Origin of the sequence: Brevundimonas sp. NPDC058933 (genome assembly GCF_049315965.1) — a bacterium.
In the GTDB taxonomy this organism is placed as follows: domain Bacteria; phylum Pseudomonadota; class Alphaproteobacteria; order Caulobacterales; family Caulobacteraceae; genus Brevundimonas.
In genome coordinates this window covers 31,677-51,736 of the sequence record NZ_JBMOSL010000007.1, presented here as the reverse complement: position 1 = coordinate 51,736, position 20,060 = coordinate 31,677, and the positions used below count along the sequence as shown (strand labels likewise).

Annotated in this window: 15 protein-coding genes; 7 read left to right on the top strand and 8 right to left on the bottom strand. The window is 68.6% G+C overall.

Annotation, left to right across the window (positions count from 1 at the left end; all coding sequences use genetic code 11):
* Positions 1-76: 76 nt before the first annotated feature.
* Both ACOZBP_RS12325 and ACOZBP_RS12320 read right to left on the bottom strand, forming a co-directional pair.
* On the bottom strand, positions 77-2,719 hold the full coding sequence (locus ACOZBP_RS12325; protein ID WP_422676730.1) for a TonB-dependent receptor domain-containing protein: 2,643 nt from the start codon (positions 2,717-2,719) through the stop codon (positions 77-79).
* 97 nt (positions 2,720-2,816) lie between these two features.
* Entirely contained in the window at positions 2,817-4,307 is a 1,491-nt protein-coding gene (locus ACOZBP_RS12320; protein ID WP_422676729.1) for a hypothetical protein, read from the bottom strand.
* Between the two features lie 300 nt (positions 4,308-4,607).
* Here ACOZBP_RS12320 and ACOZBP_RS12315 point away from each other — a divergent pair, with 300 nt between their 5' ends.
* Positions 4,608-5,381: a prepilin peptidase gene (locus ACOZBP_RS12315; protein WP_422676728.1), complete on the top strand. Its 774-nt coding sequence runs from the start codon at positions 4,608-4,610 to the stop codon at positions 5,379-5,381.
* On the opposite strand, the gene ACOZBP_RS12310 is transcribed toward ACOZBP_RS12315, so the two are convergent.
* Complete coding sequence (locus ACOZBP_RS12310; protein WP_422676727.1) at positions 5,378-6,250, bottom strand: hypothetical protein; 873 nt, start codon at positions 6,248-6,250, stop codon at positions 5,378-5,380. The two genes, ACOZBP_RS12315 and ACOZBP_RS12310, sit on opposite strands and share 4 nt — an antisense overlap.
* A 296-nt stretch (positions 6,251-6,546) precedes the next feature.
* Here ACOZBP_RS12310 and ACOZBP_RS12305 point away from each other — a divergent pair, with 296 nt between their 5' ends.
* Positions 6,547-7,119 carry an OmpA family protein gene (locus ACOZBP_RS12305; RefSeq protein ID WP_422676726.1) on the top strand — a complete coding sequence of 191 codons (573 nt, stop codon included), beginning with the start codon at positions 6,547-6,549 and terminating at the stop codon, positions 7,117-7,119.
* Between the two features lie 44 nt (positions 7,120-7,163).
* Here the strand turns inward: ACOZBP_RS12305 and ACOZBP_RS12300 are convergent, their stop codons facing one another.
* The gene (locus ACOZBP_RS12300) at positions 7,164-8,783 is read right to left on the bottom strand and encodes an acyl-CoA dehydrogenase family protein (protein ID WP_422676725.1); all 1,620 of its coding nucleotides are present in this window, start codon (positions 8,781-8,783) and stop codon (positions 7,164-7,166) included.
* A gap of 86 nt (positions 8,784-8,869) precedes the next feature.
* Positions 8,870-9,811, bottom strand: coding sequence for a rhodanese-related sulfurtransferase (locus ACOZBP_RS12295; protein ID WP_422676724.1), 942 nt, complete (start codon positions 9,809-9,811; stop codon positions 8,870-8,872).
* A gap of 121 nt (positions 9,812-9,932) precedes the next feature.
* Here ACOZBP_RS12295 and ACOZBP_RS12290 point away from each other — a divergent pair, with 121 nt between their 5' ends.
* Together ACOZBP_RS12290 and ACOZBP_RS12285 are read left to right on the top strand one after the other, a co-directional pair.
* Complete coding sequence (locus tag ACOZBP_RS12290; protein WP_422676723.1) at positions 9,933-11,018, top strand: protein-glutamate methylesterase/protein-glutamine glutaminase; 1,086 nt, start codon at positions 9,933-9,935, stop codon at positions 11,016-11,018.
* Complete coding sequence (locus tag ACOZBP_RS12285) at positions 11,015-11,821, top strand: CheR family methyltransferase (protein ID WP_422676722.1); 807 nt, start codon at positions 11,015-11,017, stop codon at positions 11,819-11,821. Before ACOZBP_RS12290 ends, ACOZBP_RS12285 begins: the two co-directional genes overlap by 4 nt.
* A gap of 236 nt (positions 11,822-12,057) precedes the next feature.
* On the opposite strand, the gene ACOZBP_RS12280 is transcribed toward ACOZBP_RS12285, so the two are convergent.
* The 3 genes from ACOZBP_RS12280 to ACOZBP_RS12270 are packed head-to-tail and all read right to left on the bottom strand — an operon-like array spanning position 12,058 to position 17,328.
* The gene (locus tag ACOZBP_RS12280) at positions 12,058-14,001 is read right to left on the bottom strand and encodes a PAS domain S-box protein (protein ID WP_422676721.1); all 1,944 of its coding nucleotides are present in this window, start codon (positions 13,999-14,001) and stop codon (positions 12,058-12,060) included.
* A gap of 22 nt (positions 14,002-14,023) precedes the next feature.
* Positions 14,024-14,491: a chemotaxis protein CheW gene (locus ACOZBP_RS12275; RefSeq protein ID WP_422676720.1), complete on the bottom strand. Its 468-nt coding sequence runs from the start codon at positions 14,489-14,491 to the stop codon at positions 14,024-14,026.
* The gene (locus tag ACOZBP_RS12270) at positions 14,488-17,328 is read right to left on the bottom strand and encodes a hybrid sensor histidine kinase/response regulator (protein ID WP_422676719.1); all 2,841 of its coding nucleotides are present in this window, start codon (positions 17,326-17,328) and stop codon (positions 14,488-14,490) included. The genes ACOZBP_RS12275 and ACOZBP_RS12270 overlap by 4 nt, the downstream gene beginning before the upstream one ends.
* Before the next feature lie 169 nt (positions 17,329-17,497).
* Between ACOZBP_RS12270 and ACOZBP_RS12265 the strand changes: the two genes are divergently transcribed.
* The 3 genes from ACOZBP_RS12265 (at position 17,498) to ACOZBP_RS12255 (ending at position 20,059) form a co-directional block, all read left to right on the top strand.
* On the top strand, positions 17,498-17,884 hold the full coding sequence (locus ACOZBP_RS12265) for a response regulator (protein ID WP_292084241.1): 387 nt from the start codon (positions 17,498-17,500) through the stop codon (positions 17,882-17,884).
* Between the two features lie 2 nt (positions 17,885-17,886).
* Positions 17,887-18,228: a hypothetical protein gene (locus tag ACOZBP_RS12260; protein WP_422676718.1), complete on the top strand. Its 342-nt coding sequence runs from the start codon at positions 17,887-17,889 to the stop codon at positions 18,226-18,228.
* A gap of 163 nt (positions 18,229-18,391) precedes the next feature.
* Entirely contained in the window at positions 18,392-20,059 is a 1,668-nt protein-coding gene (locus tag ACOZBP_RS12255; protein WP_422676717.1) for an MFS transporter, read from the top strand.
* Position 20,060: the final 1 nt, after the last annotated feature.

The window sequence follows — 20,060 nt, the reverse complement described above, 5'->3', positions numbered from 1 at the left end:
CCAGCAGCCGGGGTCGAAGCCTCACGCGCGGATGACGGCGGCGAGACGTTGTTGTGACAACGCCGCCGTATGCGGATCAGAAGGTGGTCGAAAGGTTGAGCGAGAAGGTCGTGCCCAGCTTGTAGGCCTCGACCACGCCCTTGCCGCCGCTGGCGAAGGACTGGCTGCGCTCGTATTCCTCGCCCAGGATGTTCTCGATCTTGCCGCCGACGTCATAGTCGCGGCCGCCGACGGTGAAGGTCTGGCTGGCGACCAGATCCAGCATGATCGGCGGCGTCTCGACCACGTCCGGCAGACGGGTGGTTCCGGTGATGATGCCGGCGTCTGAAATCCGCTCGCCCTGATAGTTGACCAGCAGGGTGGCGCGACGACGGGCGGTCGTGTTCTCGAACCCAAGCTGCAGATTGCCCAGCCATTCCGACTGACCTTGCAGGGCGCGGGTGTAGGACGCGTCCTTTACCTCGGAGTCCGACCAGGTGACGTTGGCCACGACGAAGACCTCGTTATCCTGGAACCAGCCCAGGTTCGGGGCCCAGACGTCCATCGGCAGGGTGTAGTCGATCTCGGCCTCGACGCCCTTCAGCGTGGCTTCCTCGGCGTTCTGGAAGGACCGGCCGAAGCCTTCGCCGATCGGCTGATAGGTGCGCTCGATCGGGTTGTCGAAGGACTTGTAGAACAGACCGATGGTGGCCGACTGACGCTGGCCGAAATACCATTCCCAGCGCAGGTCGTAGTTCTGGATCTCGGCGATCTTCAGGTTCGGATTGCCGCGTTCCAGAGTGTTGGAATCGTCGTCGAGGAAGAGGGCGTTCGACAGTTCGCGCAGATCGGGACGGTTGATCGTCTTCGAATAGCCGAAGCGCAGCTGCATGTTGTCGAAGAACTCCCAGGTCGCCGTCGCCGTCGGCAGCCAGAAGTCCTGGGCCAGGTTGGCGGCGATAGGATCGCCCGCGCCGGTCTCGCCCAGGGGAATGAAGCTGTTCACCTGCTGCTCGGAATCCTCGTAGCGAACGCCGGCGGTGACGCGCAGGTCCCGGATCAGCTCGACTTCGGCCGAGGCGTAGGCCGCATTGACCTCCATCGTGGCGTCGAAGAAGTCCGACGGATCGGTGACGTCGCGCAGGGTGTAGCCCGCGTCGCCGCCGATGTTGTCGGGGCTGAAGATGATCTCCGGCACGTAGCTGCGCAGATCAGGCGTGATGATCACGCCGGCCGCCGGCTGGAAGGAGTAGCGGCGGCTGGCGAAGTCGCGCTCGCGCTCCTGATGCAGGCCGCCGGCCTTCAGGGTGATCTCGCGGTCGGCGATCATGCCGTTCAGGGTGAAGTCGAGACCGAACTCGATGTTCTCGTCTTCCAGGGCGCTGAAGAAGGTGCGGTTGGAATCCGACCCCGGCGTCAGGCGGAAGACGTTGTCCGGCTCCAGACGATAGGAATATTCACGACGATAGGGCGTGTCGCGCGAGGCGGTCGAATAGGCCGCGCGCCAGTCGATCTGCAGCCGGTCCAGCGCCATCGGCAGCTGGAAGACGTGACGACCCGAAAGCTGGTTCGAGTTCATCTGCTGCTCGATCCAGTTCAGACGCTGGAAGCTGCGGATCAGGCCGGGGTCGGCCGAGAACAGGCCGCGCTCGATCAGGGCCTGCTGCCGCGTCTTGCGCAGCAGCAGGGTGGTCAGCTTCAGCTCATGGTTCTCGTTGAACTCGATGCCGAAGGCGCCCAGGGCGTTCAGGGCGTATTCCTGCTCCGTGCGCTGGAAGCCGCAGTTCACAGCGTTCGACAGGCCGCCCGCGCCAGCGCAGGCCTCGGGGCTGATCTGGTCGTTGACGCCGCCGTTGACCTCGAAGGAGTTGCGCACGCCCTCGCGGTTGCGGACCTGATAATCGTAGTCGAGGGCGACGAAGCCGCCCAGACGGACGCCGTTCGAAAGGTCGACGATCTCGGCGCCCGAGATGTTGAAGCCGAAGTCCGGCAGGTTCTTGTCGCCGTCGATCGACCAGATGTTGCGCAGCGAGCGGCCTGCGGCCTGCAACATGACCGGGTCATTGGCGAAGGATTTCAGCGACGGGTCGATGCCGATGAACTTGGGCAGGTTCAGACTGTTGTCGGCGATGCCGATGTTCGACAGCTTGCCGCCGGCATCCCAGTAGAGCCCCTCCTTGCCGGTCGTTTCCGTCTCGGCGGCGATGGAGGCGCCGAAGGACAGGAAGCGTTCGTTGGGAATGGCGCGCGTCGACAGGGCGATCAGACCGCCGCCGAACTCGCCCGGATACTGGGCCGAATAGGTCTTCTGGATCTGGGCGTTCGAGACCAGGGAGGTCGGGAACAGGTCCAGGGGCACGACCCGCTTCAGCGGCTCGGGGCTGGGCAGGGTCGAACCGTCCAGGATGATGCTGGAATAGCGATCGCCGAGGCCGCGCACATAGACATAGCCGTCGCCGACGATGGACAGGCCGGTGACGCGGGCCAGGGCCTCGCCGATCTCCGAGTCGCCCGAGCGCTTGATGTCTTCCTCGGTCAGGATGTTGGCGACCGCCGAGGTCTCGCGCTTCACGTCCGGCACGAAACGGCCGCGCACGACGATGTCCTCGACCGTCGAGACGGCGGGGTCTTGCGGCGCGGGGGTCGAAGGCGCGGCGTCCTGGGCCCAGGCCAGGGCGGGGGCGGTCAGGACGGTGCTGGCGAGCAGGCCGGCGAGGCCGATCGTGCGGGTAGGCGTCATCTCAAGAAGTCCTTCGGTGCGAGCGCCGGAGAGAAGGAGGAAAGGCGAGACGGCGGACGGCCTTTCAGCCGCCCGCCGCTCAAGGGTCGAGAGACCCTTAGTCGTTCAGCCAGCGCGTCCAGTTCAGCGTCCAGTTGGAGGCTGGATCGCGAACAGCGCCGGCGTAGGGGGCGGCGTCGAAGAAGGCGTCGATCGTGCGCGGATCGACCGAGGTCACGCCGTTCTCGTTGACGCCGTTGATGTAGGCCTTGCCGCCCGCCGTGTTGGCGGACAGGGTCGAGGCGCCCGTGCGATTGTTGGCGTCCTTGGCGAAGACGGCCTGGGCCTGGGCGTTGTGGAAGGGCGTGGCCGTGGAGATGTAGAAGGAGCGCAGCGACAGATTGCCCGCGTCCGCCTGGGCGAAGGTGGGGGCGTCGTCGATGCGCAGGCCGCGCTGGAAGTTACCCGACACGACATGGTTGTAGAGCTTGCCGGCGGTGCCGCGACGCAGACGCAGACCGGCGCCGGCCGTGGTGTTGCCCACCAGGGTCACGTTCGAGATGGTCGGGGCCGAACGCGGCAGGATGTCGAAGCCGAGTTCGTTGTTGTCGGCCTCGTAACCGGCGTCGCCGGCGGCCTGCAGCGGGTTCTGGGCGATGACCACGTGCTGCACCTTGCCGGTCCAGCCGAAGGTCCAGTCGAAGCTGTCGTCGTCGGCGCCCGTCAGCACCAGGTGCTTGGCGTTGACCGAACCGCCGAAGAACTCGACCGTGTCGTCGCCGCCGTTGTGGGCCTGGATGTAGTCGACGGTCGTGCCCGAACCGACGCCCCAGAAGGCGATCGAGTTCAGTTCGTTGGTTTCCGAGAAGCGGACGCCGGCGTACTCGACGCGGACGTACTTCAGCGTGCCGGAGTTGTCGTTCGGCACGTTGCCGCCGTACTTGCCCGAGCCGCCTTCGGCTTCGGCTTCACAGACGGCCGGCGCCGCCGGGCAGTTGTTGATCACGCCGCGGCCCAGGATCTGCAGGCCGCCCCACTCGCCCGAATAGGGGTCGTCGCGGACGCCGGCGGCCAGGGGCGAACGGGCGTTGGCCAGACCCAGGGTCGTGGCGTAACCCATGGCGTCGGCGCTGCTCAGGACGATGGGCTGAGCGGCCGTGCCCTGGGCGTTGATGCGCGAACCGCGCTGGATCGACAGCTGGGCGATGCGGGTGCCGCCATAGATGCGCACGCCCGGATCGATCGACAGGACCGCTGAAACGCCGCCGGCCGCCTGGCCGTTGAAGCCGACGTCCTTGCCGACCTTGACGTTGTCGATCAGCTGATAGGCCGGACCGGCCGTCAGGGTCAGGTTGGTGGTGATCTCGCCCGAGATGCGGCAGTGCTCCTCGGTGCCCACCGTGACCTTGGTCACGTTCGGGTGGGTCGGGCAGGCGCCGGTCGAACCGCCGCCGTTGCCGCCGCCGTTATTGCCGCCGCCGCCCGTGCCGGGGTTGGAGCCGGTGTCGCCGGGGTTCTGAAGTTCAGAGGTGCCGTCGCCGCCGCAAGCCGCCAGGGCCAAGGCGCTGGCGGCGACCGCGAGCAGGGTTTTCGTCTTGAGAGCGGTCATCGTCCACCGTGTCTGATCAAATGAGACATGCAGGAGGACGTCCGGACGGATTGTCCGAAACTGGATGATCGGCGCCCGCCTGCCCGGTCCTTCCCCTAGAAGCCGGATGTGACACCGCCGCCGCCGAACCAAGACAGATCAGACGCCGTTCCATGAAGCTGTGGCGCCGCTTGCGTGAAAAGCCGTCCCGATACGGCGCGCATTTCACATTCCGTCGATCCTCAATCTTCGATTTCACCTCCCCCAAATCGCCTGAGCCCGCTAGTGCAGAAGGAGGAACGGACGTCGGGGGAGGCGCGCATGGTGATCTACGCCGCCTTTCTGGGAGGCCTCGGCCTGATCGTCGGCAGCTTCCTGGGCCTGGTCAGCCTGCGTCTGCCGCGCGGCGATGACGTGGTGTTCGGTCGCTCACGCTGTGGCGGCTGCGGCAAGACGCTGAAGCCCTGGCGGATGATCCCCGTGCTCAGCTGGGCGCTCTCGCGGGGACGCTGTTCCGATTGCGGCGCGACGATTCCGGTCCGCTATCCCCTGATCGAGCTCGGCTCGGGCCTGATCGGCGTCTGGGCGGGTTTGCATTCCGCCGACTTCACCATGGCGCTGATGACCGGGGTGCTGGGCTGGAACCTGCTGATCATCGCCCTGGTCGACGCCGAGCATTTCTGGCTGCCCGACCAACTGACCCTGCCCCTGTTCCTCAGCGGCCTGCTGACAGCGGTGCTGCTCTATCCCGGCGGCCTGAGCGCCGCCCTCCCCTCGGGCCTGATCCCGCCGCTGATCGGATCAGCCGTCGGCTTCGGGGCCCTGTGGATGCTGGCCTGGCTCTACAAGCTCGCGCGCGGGCGCGAGGGTCTGGGCGGGGGCGATCCCTTCCTGCTCGGGGCGGGCGGGGCCTGGGTGGGCTGGACGGGTCTGCCCAGCGTCCTGCTGTGGGCCTCGGCGGCGGGTCTCAGTCTGGTCCTGGCCATGCTGATCGCGCGACGCCGGGTCTCGGGGACCGACCGTCTGCCGTTCGGCGTCTTCCTGTCGATCGGCATCTGGATGACCTGGCTCTACGGTCCGCTCGGCCTTTCCTAGTTGAGCAGGTCGGCCCAGCGCCACTGGCCGGTCCCCAAGGCCAGGCGCGGCGCCCCCGCCTGATCGCCAAGGGTCAGCACCACATAGCCGCGCACCGTCTCGGCCTTGCAGGCGCGCGGCGAGAAGCCGACCGTGACGGCCACGGCCTGACGCACGCCCGCCAGCCCCTTGCCCTCCTGGCCGGGGCTCAACACCCAGTCGCCGTCCCAGATCAGAATGGCGCGGCCGTTGGCGCCCGAGTTGCGATAGGCCTCCGTCAGGGCGGAGCGGACGCCGGGCGCGTCGCGCAGGGCGTTCTGCAACCGGCGCACCATGTCGCAGGACCCGCCGGCGCCCGAGCCGGATCCCGAACCGCTGCCGGATCCGCTGCCGTCGCCCGTTCCGCTGCCGCTGCCGGAACCCGCGCCGTTCCCCGCCCCTCCGCCCGCCGTCATGGCGCCGGCCAGGGCGGAGTCGCCCATGAAGACGTAGGAGACGCTGGGCGCAGGAGCCGTGATCGGCACGGGCGCCACCGTGGGAGAGCGCGGGGCCGGTCGGCTGGGTCGAGGCGAGGGCCGCGTCGGCGCCGCCCGCGGGGCCTTGGCCGGCGTCTTCTCCGGCGTCGGCGTCGGTGCGGGCGCAGGGGCCGGCGTCGGGGCCGGCGCAGGCGATCCCCCGCCGCCCTCGTCCGGCGAAGGCGCGGGGACCGGCGCGGGCGGCGGCGGGTCGATCAGCATGACTTCGATCGGTTCATACTCGGGCGGAAACACCGGCGTCTTGACCGGAGCCAGAAGAATGGCGGCCAGCACCAGCAGATGCGCGCCGACGCTGGCGACGATCGTCAGCCTTCGCAGCCGCGCGCGTCGCCGCTCGTGCTCCGGTCCGTTCAAGCAGCGTGTTCCGTCAGATCAGTCCCGAACAAGGTCAGATTGGACAACATGAATATCCCGACGCGCGACCTCAGGATCAGGAGGCGCGCCTTTCGTAACCCGCCATCCGCGGCAGCATGATGGCGGCGCGCCCCAAATAAGCCTTACTTAACAAAACCATCGATTTCTAAAATTTTTGTATGGTTAAGCTGAAACCATCCTCTTCGTTACGCGTCTTCGCTTCGCCGTTCCCTGCATCTGCGGGTGCAGCGCCGCGCAATCCCCGGAGTAGCGCACCGGCACGAAGGAGACTCAACTTGATCAAACTGACATCTAAGGCGGTCGCCGCCAGTGCAGTAGTAGTGCTGGTCGGACTGACCGCGAGCGGGTGTGCGAGCCATCGCTTCGTGCGTGACAATGTTGCTGTCGTCGATGAGCGCGTCACCCAGGTCGACGCCCATCTGACCCAGGTTGAAGGCACCGCCGGCGAAGCGCTGCAACGGGCCAACGCCGCGCACAAGCTGGCCGAAGGCAAGTTCCTGTACGAAGTGGTGCTGTCGGACGACTCGGTGAAGTTCCCGGTCAACCGCGACGCCCTGTCGCCGGAAGCCGAACAGCGCCTGGCGGAACTGGTTCAGCGCCTCAAGGCCGAGAACCGCAACGTCTATCTGGAAATCCAGGGCCACACGGACTCGTCGGGCGACACCCGCGCCAACGAACAACTCGGCCAGTCGCGCGCCGAGGCGGTCCGCCGCTATCTCAGCGATCAGGGCATCGCCCTGAACCGCATGGCCACCATCTCCTATGGTGAAACCAAGCCGGTGGCGCCGAACAACACCCGCGAAGGTCGCGCCCAGAATCGCCGCGTGGCGATCGTCGTCCTCAACTAGTCGGCGGCGGCGGTTCGCGCGCTCGCGAGCCGCCGCCTGTTGTTTCAGGCGGGCAAGGCCCTTTCCAGGATTCCGGCCGCATCAATCTTCGCCTCGAACGCGCCGTAGGCCGCGCCACGAGGCAGAAGACGCAGACGACAAAAGGCCCCGGCGACGGGGCTTTCGTTCGTCAGAAGCACCGCCGCCTGCGCCGCCAGCGCCAGACGCTCGACCACAAGGCGGGTTTTGGCTTCGGAGACGGGCGCGAAGTCCAGCCTGTCCAGCCAGGCGTCATAGACGACATCGCGGCCTCGCGCCGTTTCAAGAAAGCCCTGCAAGGCCGCGACCGCCTCGGGCTCGCGGTCGACCGCCCGCAAGACGTCGAGGGCGATCACATTGCCCGACCCCTCCCATATGGCGTTCAGCGGCGACTGGCGGAACAGGCGCGGCATGGGGCCGGTTTCGACATAGCCCGCGCCGCCAAGGGCTTCCATCGCCTCATAGACCATGCCTGGCGCGCGCTTGCAGACCCAGTATTTGGCGATCGGCGTCAGCAGGCGTCCCAGCGAATCCTCCTGATCGAACGTCTGCGCCAACCGCATCGACAGAGCGGTAGCCGCCTCGCTCTCGATCGCCAGATCGGCCAGAACAGCGGCCATCATCGGCTGGTCGATCAGCCGCCGCTGGAAGGCTGTGCGGTGCTGGGCGTGCCAGACGGCTTGCGACAAGGCCCCGCGCATCTGCTGGGCCGAACCGACGACGCAGTCCAGCCGCGTGTGCTGCACCATGCGGATGATGGCGGCGACGCCGCGCCCCTCCTCGCCGATCCTCTGGGCCAGGGCGCCGTGGTACTCGACCTCGGACGAGGCGTTGGAGCGGTCGCCCATCTTGTCCTTCAGCCGCATGACGCGGAAGCCCCCGTTGCGCGTCCCGTCGGGCAGCCAGCGCGGCAGCAGGAAACAGGTCAGGCCGCCCGGCGCCTGGGCCAGGGTCAGGAAGGCGTCGGACATGGGGGCCGAACAGAACCACTTGTGCCCCGTCAGCCGATACCAGCCGTCCTCGCCCGTCGGCTCGGCGCGGGTGGCGTTGGCGCGCACGTCGGACCCGCCCTGTTTCTCGGTCATGGCCATGCCGATGGTCACGCCCGCCTTGTCCGGCGCGGGGCGGACGGCGGGGTCGTAGCGCCCGCCCCTGATCTTCTCGATCCACGGCGCGCCGACGGCCGGCTCGACCGCCAGGGCGGGAACCGAGGCGTAGGTCATGGTCATGGGACAGCTGGTCCCCGAATCCGCCTGCCCCGTCAGGAACAGGATGGCGGCGTGCAGGACGTGGCCGTTCTCCATGCCGTCCCAGGCGGCGGAGGCCAGCCCCGCCTCCAGTCCCAATGACATCAACTCGTGATAGGCCGGATGAAAGGTCACCTCGTCGATACGGCGGCCGTAGCGGTCGTGGGTCTCCAGCACGGGCGGCACGCGGTTGGCCCGCACGCCCCAGTCGATGACTTCGGCTGAACCACATCGAGCGCCCAGGGCGGTCAGCCGGGCCTCGTGCTGCCGGCCGCCCGCTCGGCGCGCGGCGTCAGCCAATGCCCGGTCGCCGGTGAACAGGTTGAGGTCCTCCAGCGGCGGCGGCTGGTTCGTCACCTCATGGGTGTCCAGATCGGCGACGGGACGGAAGGACGACATGGGCGGGCTCCGGTCAGGCAGGGCGCGAGCATGGCATGGGCGTCGTCCAGCCGCGAGCCTCCCTCTCCCACCAGGAGAGGGCAGGTCTATTTCGGCCCCGCCCCGACGTGCTCGATGCCGAGCCGGGCGGCGATCTCCATCTGCTTCTGCCGCTCGGCATAGCCCTCGCGCTGCTCGTCCGTGCGCGCATCGTGGCAGCGGTCGCAGCAGACGCCCTCGACATAGAGGGGCGACAGGCGGGCCTCGGGGCTGACCGGCATGCGACAGCCGCGACACAGGCTGTGGTCGCCCTCTTTCAGCCCATGCCCGACCGCGACCCGCTCGTCGAAGACGAAGCAGTCGCCGCGCCACAGGCTTTCCGGCTCGGGAATGGTTTCGAGGTATTTCAGGATGCCGCCTTCCAGATGGAAGACCTTCTCGACGCCCTCGGCCTTGAGGAAGGCCGTGGCCTTTTCGCAGCGGATGCCGCCGGTGCAGTACATGGCGACCTTGGGCGGGTTGGGCCGGTCCAGCAGGGCGCGGCCCTCCGTCCTGAACCAGTCGGGAAACTCGCGGAAGGTCCGCGTATGGGGCTGGATCGCGCCCTCGAACGTCCCGACTTCGACCTCGTAGTCGTTGCGGGTGTCGATCACGATGGTGTCGGGATCGGCGATCAGGGCGTTCCAGTCCTGGGGCGAGACATAGGCGCCGACGCCCTCGACCGGGTCGATGTCGGTCACGCCCATGGTGACGATCTCGGCCTTCAGCCGCACCTTCATGCGGTGAAACGGCATGACCTCGGCGGTCGAGTATTTCAGCTCCAGCCGCTCGAAGCCCGGCAGGGCGCGGATGCCGTCCACCACGCGGGCGACGGCGACGTCCGACCCGGCGATAGTGCCGTTCAGTCCCTCGTGCGCCACCAGAAGCGTGCCGCGCACCTCGGTCCCGCACAGGTCCAGCAGCCGCGCCTGCACGGCCTCTCGATCCGCAATCGGCGCGAAGCGATAGAGGGCGGCGACGCAGATGGGCGAAGGGGTTTCAGGCGTCACGGAGAGTGTCCCGGCGGGCGGCGGTGCAAAAAGAAGCGGCCTCTATAGGCCCCGCAGCCCCGCGCGTCACGGCGACGGCTTGTTTACAACTATGAGTTACATTCGACACTCAACCCAGAGGATGACCGCCTTGCTGGAAGCCGCGCCGCCGCCCGTTCGAGATTCCCGCATTCGCGTCATGGTCGTGGACGACAGCGCCATCGTGCGCGGCCTGATCGTGCAGACCCTGGAGCGCGACCCGGCGATCGGTGTGGTGGCGCGCGCCGCCAACGGCGAGGCGGCCCTGTCAGAGCTGGACCGGACGCCGGTCGACATCGTGGTTCTGGACATCGAGATGCCGGTCATGGACGGCCTGACCGCCCTGCCCCTGATCCTGAAGAAACACCCCGAGGTGAAGGTCATCATGGCCTCGACCCTGACAAGGCGAAACGCCCGCATCAGCCTGCAAGCCCTACAGGCCGGCGCCGCCGACTATGTGCCCAAGCCCGAGACCGGGGGCCCGGTCGGGGCCGACGAATTCGCCCGCGAACTGACGGCCAAGGTGAAGGCTCTGGGGCGGCGGGGCGCCGCGCCGACCGCGACAGCGCCAACGCCCGCAACCCCTGTCGTTCGCCTCGCTCCCCTGTCGCCGCCCGTGCGGCCCCAGGTCCTGGCCATCGGCGGATCGACCGGCGCGCCGCCCGCCCTGATGACCCTGTTCGCCGACCTGAAGGGCGAGCTGGAACAGGCGGTCCTGCTGACCCAGCACATGCCGCCGACCTTCACCGCCATGCTGGCCGAACAGCTGGAGCGAACCGGCGAGCGCCCGGCGGCCGAGGCGCGCGACGGCGAGCCCATCCTGCCCGGCCGCATCTATGTCGCGCCCGGCGGCTGGCACATGACGGTGGGCCGCAGCGGCAAGGTGCCGGTCATCCGCCTGAATCAGGAGCCGCCCGAGCACTTCTGCCGCCCCTCGGTCGATCCCATGCTGAGGTCGGCGGCGGCGGTCTATGGCCCCGGCGTGCTGGCGGTCATCCTGACCGGCATGGGCGTGGACGGCGCCGAGGGCTGCCGCGCCGTGGCCGAGGCCGGCGGGCGTTTCGTGGTGCAGAACGAGGCGACCAGCGTGGTCTGGGGCATGCCGGGCGCCGCCGCGCGCACCGGACTGGCCGAGGCGGTCCTGCCCCTGCCCCAGATTGCGCCCTGGGTTCGGAGGGCCTGCGCATGACCGTCGCCTATGAGGGTTTTCGCAAGCTGGTGCTGGACCGTTCCGGCCTCGTGCTGACGGCGGACAAGGACTACCTGCTGAAAAGCCGGCTGGAGCCGCTGGCGCGCAAGGACGGCTTCCTGGGGTTGGATCAGTTGCTGGCCAAGGTCGGCGCCGAGCCTTCGGGGCCGCTGGCCCAGCGCTGCATCGACGCCATGGCGACGCACGAGTCCTTCTTTTTCCGGGACACGACGCCCTTCGAACAGTTGCGCGATACCCTCTTGCCCGACCTGATCGCGGCGCGGACGCAGAGCCGATCCTTGCGCATCTGGAGCGCCGCCTGTTCCAGCGGACAGGAGCCCTATTCGCTGGCCATGCTGTTGATGGAGGAACAGCACCGGATGCCCGGCTGGCGCATCGACATCCTGGCCACCGATATGTCCCTGCCCATTCTGGAACGCGCCCGCACCGGCCTCTACAGCGACTTCGAGGTCAGGCGCGGCCTGACCGAGGCGCGGCTGGCGCGCTGGTTCACACGGGCGGGCGACAACTGGCTGCTGTCGCCGCAGGTGCGGTCCATGGTCCGGTTCGCGCCGCACAACCTGCTGGCCGGGACGGCGGGTCTGGGCCGCTTCGACCTGGTCTTCTGCCGCAATGTGCTGATCTATTTCGACCGCGAGCATAAGCGCGCCGCCCTCAGCCAGATCGCCAATGCGACCGAGCCGCACGGCGCCCTGGTGCTGGGCAGCGCGGAAACCGTCGTGGGGCTGGACAGCGCCTTCGCCCCCGTGGTCGGGCTGCGCGGCGTGTTCAAGCCGGGCTGATCTCGCTTTCCTCCCCATTTCATGGGGAGGGGGACCACGAAGTGGTGGAGGGGGCGACGCCGCCCTGACCTCAATCACACACAATAGCGACCATTGAGTCGCCCCCTCCGTCACGGCCGCTGCGCGCCCGCGCCACCTCCCCATCGCTGCGCGACAGGGAGGAAAGAAAACGACTCAAGGGGCGAAGGCGGGGCCTGCCGCCTTCGCCCCCTCGTCCGGTCGCCGCCCACAGGGGCTCAGGCGGCGGCGAGACGATCCATTTCCGCCGTCAGAGCCTCGGCCTGGCGGGCCAGTTCGCCTGAGGCGTTGAGCAGTTCGGACGAGGCGTCGCTGGTCTGGACCGCGGCGGCGTTGACCCCGGCGATACTGGTCGAGACCTGGCGCGTGCCCTCGGCCACCTGGGTCACGTTGGCGGCGATTTCGCGGGTGGCGGCGGACTGTTCCTCGACCGCCCCGGCGATAGCCGAGGCGATGTCGGCGACCTTGCGGATGGTGTCGGTGATGCTGCCGATGGCCCCGACCGAGGTCTGGGTCGCCGACTGCATGGCCGAGACCTGGGACGAGATTTCGTGCGTGGCCCGCGCCGTCTGATCCGACAGGCTCTTCACCTCGGACGCCACCACGGCGAAGCCCTTGCCCGCCTCGCCCGCCCGCGCCGCCTCGATGGTGGCGTTCAGGGCCAGGAGCTTGGTCTGGCCGGCGATGTCGTTGATCAGGGTGACGACGTTGCCGATCTTCTGCGCCGCCTCGGCCAGGGTGCGGATCGATTCGCTGGTGCGGTCGGCCTCGATCACCGCGTGCTGGGAGATGCTGCTGGATTCCGCCACCTGACGGGCGATCTCGGCGATGGAGGCGGTCAGTTCCTCGCCCGCCGAGGACACGGTCTGGACGTTGACCGAGGTGACTTCGGCCGCCGCCGTCACGGCCCCGGCCTGACGCGTAGTTTCCTCCGCCGTGCCGGCCATGCCCTCAGCGGTCGCCCGCATCTGCGAGGCCGCCGAGGCGACGATGCCCGAGATTTCCGTCACCCGCGCCGCCACCTGTTTCTGGGCGGTGATGTCGGTGGCGTACTTGACCACCTTGAAGGGCTTGCCGCTCAGATCAAGGATGGGGTTGTAGCTGGCCTGGATCCAGATCTCGCGTCCGCCCTTGCCGAAACGGCGGTACTGGCCCGCGTCGTAGTCCCCGCGCCGCAGCTTGTCCCAGAAGGCCATGTAGTCGGGCGAGCGATCCTGGCCCGGCTCGATGAACAGGCTGTGGTGACGGCCCACGACCTCGTCGCGGCGATAGCCGACCGCCGACAGGAAGTTGTCGTTGGCGTCCAGGATCGAGCCGTCCATGGCGAACTCGATCACCGCCTGGGCCTTTGTGATGGCCGCGATCTGGCCCTCGAAGTTGGCCGTGGCCAGCTTCTGGTCGGTGATGTCGACGGCGTACTTCACCACCTTGAACGGGGCGCCGCGCGCGTCGAGGATCGGGTTGTAGCTGGCCTGAATCCAGACCTCGCGTCCCCCCTGGCCCACCCTCTTGTACTGCCCGGCGTCATACTCGCCCCGCCCCAGCTTTTCCCAGAAGGCGCGATAGGCGCCGGACTGCACCTCTGCGGGATCGACGAACATGGAGTGATGACGCCCGACGATCTCGTCCAGCCGATAGCCGACCGTGGCCAGGAAGTTGCCGTTGGCGTGCTGGATCGTACCGTCCATACCGAACTCGATCACGGCCTGGGCCTTGCTCAGGGCCTCCAGCATCCCCGTATGCTTGCGTAGCTCGGTGACGTCGTTCCACTCCAGCACATTGCCGACGTAGTCGCCGACCGCGTCCGTCACCGACATGACCCGAAGGGCGAAGCGCAGGTCGCCGACGCTGATCTCGGCGATGTGCGGCCGGGCCAGGGGTTGGGCCAGCATGGCGCGCTGATGCGCCGGGTCCTTGTGGAAGACGTCGATGGACGTGCCGATCATCCGATCCAGCGACACGCCGGGGAAGGCGCGGGCGAAGGCCGCCTCATTGGCCTTCAGCAGGGCGCGGGTGGCGTCGTTCAGATCGACGATGGTCAGATCGCGATCGACCATCATCAGGGCGGCGGAGGTCGAACGGACCACCGTGCGAGCGAAGGCGTCGGGGTCCGACGCCTCGATCAGGTCGTCCAGCTGTTCAGCAACGGCGGTGCGCGACATGGCAGGCTCCTAGAAGGTCGGTTCAGGCCGCAACGGCCGACGGGGCGGACAGGGTGAAGGTCTGTTCGATGTTGAGGATCAGCAGAGAGGCGTCGTCGTGGCGGTACAGGCCGTCGCACAGCTCGCGCCATTCGGGCGCCAGGGTGACAGGCAGAGGCTCCCTGGCCGCGCGGTCCAGCCACAGGACGTCCCCGACATCCTCGACCTGAAGGGCGTAAAGCTCGCCGCCGCGCTCGACGATGACGCTCATGTGCGGCTGGCCGTTCTCGCGTGGGGGCAGGCGCAGCCGACGCCGCATATCCACCGCCGTGATGATGCGCCCGCGCAGGTTCAGCGACCCCGCCACCTCGAACGGCGCCAGCGGCACCCGGTCGATCCGCACCGGGGCGATCACGTCCTGAACCCGCAGCAGGGGGACGCCGATCATCTGATCGCCGACGCGAACAGAGACAAAGCCTTCCAGGGACGCTTCGGTCGAAGGGGATGTCATGCAGCCTCCTGATCTTGGGCCAGGGTTTCAGCCCCGGTTTCGGAAAGAACTTCAGCGACATCGCTCAGCAGGGCTTCCTGCGGCGGGCCGCCCGAATTCAGGGAATGTGGCGCCTGGACGCCCAGGCCGAGCAGCGGCGTCGTGTGCCAGGCCGATGCGCGGCCAAAGGCGACGGCCATCCGCCGCGCCGCCGGTCCCGCATGGCTGGTGTCGGCCAGGATCAGGTCGAAGGCCGCGCCCGCGTCGTGCAGGACCAGGGCCGCCTCGGCGTCCCGCGCCACCTCGACCTCGTAACCGGCCTGGGCCAGCAGCGGGCCGAGCAGCATCCGCACGAAGGGGCTTTCGTCCACGACCAGCAGGCGTTTGGCGGCCCGGGGCGGGGCGACCTCGACGCGCGGCTCGGTCAGGCCGTCACAACGCCGCCAGTAGAAGTCGACGTCGATCAGTTCCGTCGCCCGACCCGCCACCACGATGCTGCCGGTCACGCCCGTGGACGATCCGACCAGTTCAGCGGTCGCGGCGGCCTCGACGATGTCCACGATCTCCTCGGCCATCAGACCCAGGCTGCGCTCGCCGCGCGAGAAGACCAGCAGCGGCCGCTTGGCCGAGGGCCGCTCGCTCAGGGACGATCCGTCGGCGCACAGCACCGGCATCAACTGGCCGCGATACTGGATCAGCGAGCGCCCGTCGGCCCATTCCAGCGCCGAGGGCTCCAGCTCCTCGATCCGCGCCACCCCCGCCAGCGGCGCCGCCTTCAAGGCGTCGTCGGGCGCGCGGAAGACCAGCAGGGACTCTGAGCGGTCATCGCTGACCGGCGCCTCGATGATCGCCTCATCCCCGCCGTTCAGCAGGGCGCCGGCGCCCGCCTCGACCGCCATGCCCTTGAAGTCCAGGATCATGATGACCGAGCCGTCGCCCAGGATGGTGGCCCCGGAATAGAGTTTCAGGTGACGCAGGATCGAGGCCGTCGGCTTGACCACGATCTCCTCGGTGTCGAACACCCGGTCGACGATGACGCCGAAGGTGAAGGCGCCGACGCGGGCCACGACGATGCAGGCCTCGCCGCGCGGCCCCTCGGGCGCCTCCAGCCCCAGCAGGGTCCCCAAGGAGACCAGCGGCAACAGCCGGTCGCGCAGCCGCAGCACCTCGGCGCCGTTGATCTGTTCGATGCGTCGGCCCGCCGTGCCGTTGGCGCTCACCAGTTCGATGATGCTGGCCTGGGGCATGGCGAAGCGTTCGCCGCAGCATTCGACCACCAGGCCGGCGATGATGCTCAGCGTCAGCGGGATGCGGATGGTGAAGCGCGTCCCCTGTCCCTCGACCGAGGTCAGTTCTATGGCCCCGCCGATGGCCTCGATATTGGTGCGGACCACGTCCATGCCGACGCCCCGGCCCGACACCGCCGTCACCTCCGACGCGGTCGAGAAGCCGGGCAGGAAGATCAGCTGCCGCGCCTCGGCGTCGGTCATGGCCGCGGCCTGAGCGGGCGTGATCAGGCCGACATCCAGGGCCTTGGCGCGGATGCGGGCGGCGGGCAGGCCGCGCCCGTCGTCGGCCATCTCGATCAGGATGGCCCCGCCCTCATGCCGGGCCGACAGGATGATGCGCCCCATCTCGGGCTTGCCCGCCGCGCGGCGTTGTTCGGGCGTTTCCAGCCCGTGGTCGGCGGCGTTGCGGATCATGTGGGTCAGGGGGTCGCGGATCAGCTCCATGACCTGACGATCCAGCTCGGTGTCCTCGCCCGTCATGATCAGGTCGATACGCTTGCCCAGGTCCGAGGCCAGGTCGCGCACCAGACGCGGCAGCTTGGCCCAGGCCCCGCTGATCGGCTGCATCCGGGTGGTCATCACCCCTTCCTGCAGTTCGCTGGTCACCTGATTGAGCCGGTGCAGAGGCCCGGCGAAGGGGGTCTCGGGCTGGTCGCGCAGGGTCTGGATCAGCTGGTTCCTGATCAGCACCAGCTCGCTGACCATGGTCATCAGACCTTCCAGGGTATCGACGCCGACGCGGATGGTCTGCGGTCCCTTGGCCGGTTCGGACGCGGCGCGGTCGGCGCGGTCGCCCCGCACCGGCTCGGCCTCGACCGGCGCGGACGGCGCGGCGGCCAGAAGGTCCTCGACCGCCTCCGCCTCCGCTTCCAGTTCCAGCAGGTTCTGGCGCAGGGCCTGAACAAAGGTCGGTTCATGAGGCCCCATCGCCTCGCCAAAGGTCTCGGCCAGGGCGCGTTGCAGGGCGCCGGGCGCCGCCGTGGCGCGGGCTGTGTCGCACAGGACGCCGCGCCATTCGGCCTGCAACCGGTCCAGGTCGATGCCGGCGAACAGGCCTCCGGTTTCCGGCGCCGATACCAGCATGGCCAGCGCCCCTTCGCAGGCGGCGTCCAGCGTCGCCTCCCCGCCGACCCGTTCCAGCAGCGGGCGCTTGGCCGCCGTCGAGGCCGACGCGCCCTCCCCCGCATAGATCCGGTCCAGCCGTCCGATCAGGGCCGTGTCGTCGCCCTCGGGCTCCACGCCCGTATCGGCCAGCCCTTCGATCACCGTCCGGACCACGTCCACCGCGTGGAGGATGACCGAAACGGATGAGGCGTCCACCGCCAGCGTCCCGTCGCGATAAAGACCCAGGACGTTCTCGGCGGCGTGGGTCACGGTCTGCAACCGCATCAGGCCCAGGAAGCCCGAGCCGCCCTTGAGGCTGTGGATCAGGCGAAAGATGTCCCCCAGCAGTTCCGGGTCATCCGGCGTCTGCTCAAAGCGGACCAGCTTGGCGTCCACGGCCTCGATGCCCTCGCGGGCCTCGGCGACAAACTCGTTGATGACGTCGTCCACAGTCGAGCGCCCCATCCGGGCGACCGTTCAGCCGCCCTTCCCGAATGCAACCATCAGATGAAATCGGTTAAGCCAAGCTTAAGTTTGCACAGCCTATGAGTGTGTGGCCGCCCACTGGAAATCCGGGGCGACGCCTTCTTCATTCATGCGACCTGCGGGTCGCGCCTGTGCAACGAGGGATAGAATGGCCGCGGACAAGAGCATGAACGTCCTGGTGGTGGACGACTACAAGTCAATGGTGCGGATCGTGCGTGGGATGCTGAACCAACTGGGCTTCGTCAACGTCGACGACGCCCCTGACGGCGCGGCGGCCATGGCCCTGCTGAAAGAGAAGACCTACGGCCTGGTGCTGTCGGACTGGAACATGCAGCCGGTCACGGGGCTGGAGCTGCTGAAACAGGTCCGCGCCGAGGAGCGCACGAAGAAGACCCCCTTCGTCATGGTCACCGCCGAGGCCAAGGTCGAGAACGTCATCGCCGCGCGACAGGCCGGGGTGAACAACTACGTCATCAAGCCCTTCACCCTGGCGGTCCTGAAGCAGAAGCTGACCTCGGTCGTGGGCGAGATCTGATCATGACGCCCCCAATGACGCCGATGCAGATTTTGGCCGAGATCGATCAGTTGCGGCGCGAACTGGCCGCCGCCGCCGACCACCTGTTGTCCGCCGCCGAGCAGGGTCTGGCCCTGACGCAGGCCGAGCCGATAGACGCCGAGGCGTTGACCGCCAGCTTTCACCGCATCTTCGAGGCCTGCAGTTTTCAGGATCTGGCCGACCAGAGGATCGACCGGCTGCTGACCGCCCTGACCGGCCGCAAGGCCCCGCCCCGCCCCGACGCCGCCCTGCTGAACGGCCCCGCCATGGCCGGCGAGACCGGGCTGAACCAGTCGGCGGCGGACGCCTTGCTGAGCCGATAGGCGCCTCCCCTTTCCCGATCATCCCGGCGGACGCCGGGGTGAGCGGAATTGAATGAAGCCCATGCCTTGCCAAGCCGTCGCCAAAGGGGTGCAGTAGGGCATCAACCCGCAGTCACCGTTCGGGCGCCGCCATCCTGATCTTCCGCCACAGCCGGTCCGCCTCATGACCGCCCCCGAGACCCCGCCGCGCGTCCGCACGGGGGCGCTGGCGCCGCTGAACCATCCGGTCTTCCGCGCCGTCTGGATCACCAGCCTGGTGACCAATTTCGGCGGTCTGATCCAGTCGGTCGGCGCCGCCTGGATGATGTCCTCCATCGCCTCGGCCCAGATGGTGGCCCTGGTCCAGGCCTCGGTCACCCTGCCCATCATGCTGCTGTCGCTGGCGGCGGGGGCCCTGGCCGACACGGTGGACCGGCGCAAGATCATGCTGGCGGCCCAGACCTTCATGCTGCTGGTCTCGGCCGGGCTGGCGGTCATGACCTATCTGGGGCTGATCACGCCCTGGGTGCTGCTCAGCTTCACCTTCCTGATCGGCTGCGGCGTGGCCTTCAACGGCCCGGCCTGGCAGGCCTCGGTCGGCGACATGGTCCCGCGCGGCGATCTGGCCGGGGCCGTGACCCTGAACTCCATGGGCTTCAACATGGCCCGCAGCGTCGGTCCGGCCATCGGCGGCCTGATCGTGGCGGCGGCGGGCGCGGCGGCGGCCTTTGCGGTCAACGCCGTCAGCTACATCGGCCTGCTGATCGTCCTGTTCCGCTGGAAGCCCGACCGGCCCAAGCAGACCCTGCCGCGCGAAGGGCTGCTGGCCGCCATGGCGGGCGGCGTGCGCTACGCCTTCCTGTCGCCGCGGGTGACGGCGGTGCTGTTGCGCGCCGTGGTCTTCGGGGTCGGGGCCAGCGCGGTTCAGGCCCTGATGCCGCTGGTGGCGCGCGAGGGCGGCGGCGGGCCTCTGGTCTTCGGCCTGCTGCTCGGCGCCTTCGGCGTCGGCGCGGTGGGCGGCGCCCTGTTCGTCGGCAAGCTGAGGGCGAAATACGAGACCGAGACCGTGGTCCGCGTCGCCGGCCTGACCTTCGCCGTCGCGGCGGCGACCATAGGCTACAGCCCTTGGCTGATCCTGACCCTGCCGGCCCTGATGATCGCGGGGGCGGGCTGGGTGCTGGTGCTGTCGACCTTCAACGTCACGGTGCAGATGTCGGTGCCGCGCTGGGTCGTGGCGCGCGCCCTGGCGCTTTATCAGATGGCGGCTTTCGGCGGCATGGCCGGCGGCAGCTGGCTGTGGGGCTCGCTGGCCCAGAGCCAGGGTCTGGATACGGCGCTGGGCCTGTCCGCCGGGGTGCTGCTGCTGTCGGTGGTGATCGGGCTGCGCGTGCCCCTGCCCTCGACCGCCAATCTGAACATGGACCTGCTGCGGCGCTGGACCGAGCCGGAGACGCAACTGCCCATCGAACCGCGCAGCGGGCCGGTGGTCGTCTCCATCGCCTATCGCATCCGTGAAGAGGACATCGACGCCTTCCTGGCCGTGATGGATGATCGCCGCCGCGTCCGCCGCCGCGACGGCGCGCGCCAGTGGCGCCTGCTGCGCCACCTGGCCGAGCCGGATGTCTGGGTCGAGAAGTACCAGACCGCGACCTGGCTGGACTACATCCGCCACAACCAGCGCATCACCCAGGCCGACGCCGACATCGCCGAACGCATCCGCGCCCTGCATCAGGGACCGGACAAGCCGGTCGTCCACCGCCTGATCGAGCGCACCACCGCGCCGCTGGCCGCCAACCTGCACGGCGACCGCCACTTCGGCGAGCCGCTGACCGACCCCACGCGGTCGTCCTGAC

Coding starts and splice junctions, on each gene's coding strand:
- ACOZBP_RS12325 (WP_422676730.1), bottom strand. CDS start 2,719: ATGACGCCTACCCGCACGATCGGCCTCGCCGGCCTGCTCGCCAGCACC.
- ACOZBP_RS12320 (WP_422676729.1), bottom strand. CDS start 4,307: ATGACCGCTCTCAAGACGAAAACCCTGCTCGCGGTCGCCGCCAGCGCC.
- ACOZBP_RS12315 (WP_422676728.1), top strand. CDS start 4,608: ATGGTGATCTACGCCGCCTTTCTGGGAGGCCTCGGCCTGATCGTCGGC.
- ACOZBP_RS12300 (WP_422676725.1), bottom strand. CDS start 8,783: ATGTCGTCCTTCCGTCCCGTCGCCGATCTGGACACCCATGAGGTGACG.
- ACOZBP_RS12290 (WP_422676723.1), top strand. CDS start 9,933: ATGACCGCCTTGCTGGAAGCCGCGCCGCCGCCCGTTCGAGATTCCCGC.
- ACOZBP_RS12285 (WP_422676722.1), top strand. CDS start 11,015: ATGACCGTCGCCTATGAGGGTTTTCGCAAGCTGGTGCTGGACCGTTCC.
- ACOZBP_RS12280 (WP_422676721.1), bottom strand. CDS start 14,001: ATGTCGCGCACCGCCGTTGCTGAACAGCTGGACGACCTGATCGAGGCG.
- ACOZBP_RS12275 (WP_422676720.1), bottom strand. CDS start 14,491: ATGACATCCCCTTCGACCGAAGCGTCCCTGGAAGGCTTTGTCTCTGTT.
- ACOZBP_RS12270 (WP_422676719.1), bottom strand. CDS start 17,328: ATGGGGCGCTCGACTGTGGACGACGTCATCAACGAGTTTGTCGCCGAG.
- ACOZBP_RS12265 (WP_292084241.1), top strand. CDS start 17,498: ATGGCCGCGGACAAGAGCATGAACGTCCTGGTGGTGGACGACTACAAG.
- ACOZBP_RS12260 (WP_422676718.1), top strand. CDS start 17,887: ATGACGCCCCCAATGACGCCGATGCAGATTTTGGCCGAGATCGATCAG.
- ACOZBP_RS12255 (WP_422676717.1), top strand. CDS start 18,392: ATGACCGCCCCCGAGACCCCGCCGCGCGTCCGCACGGGGGCGCTGGCG.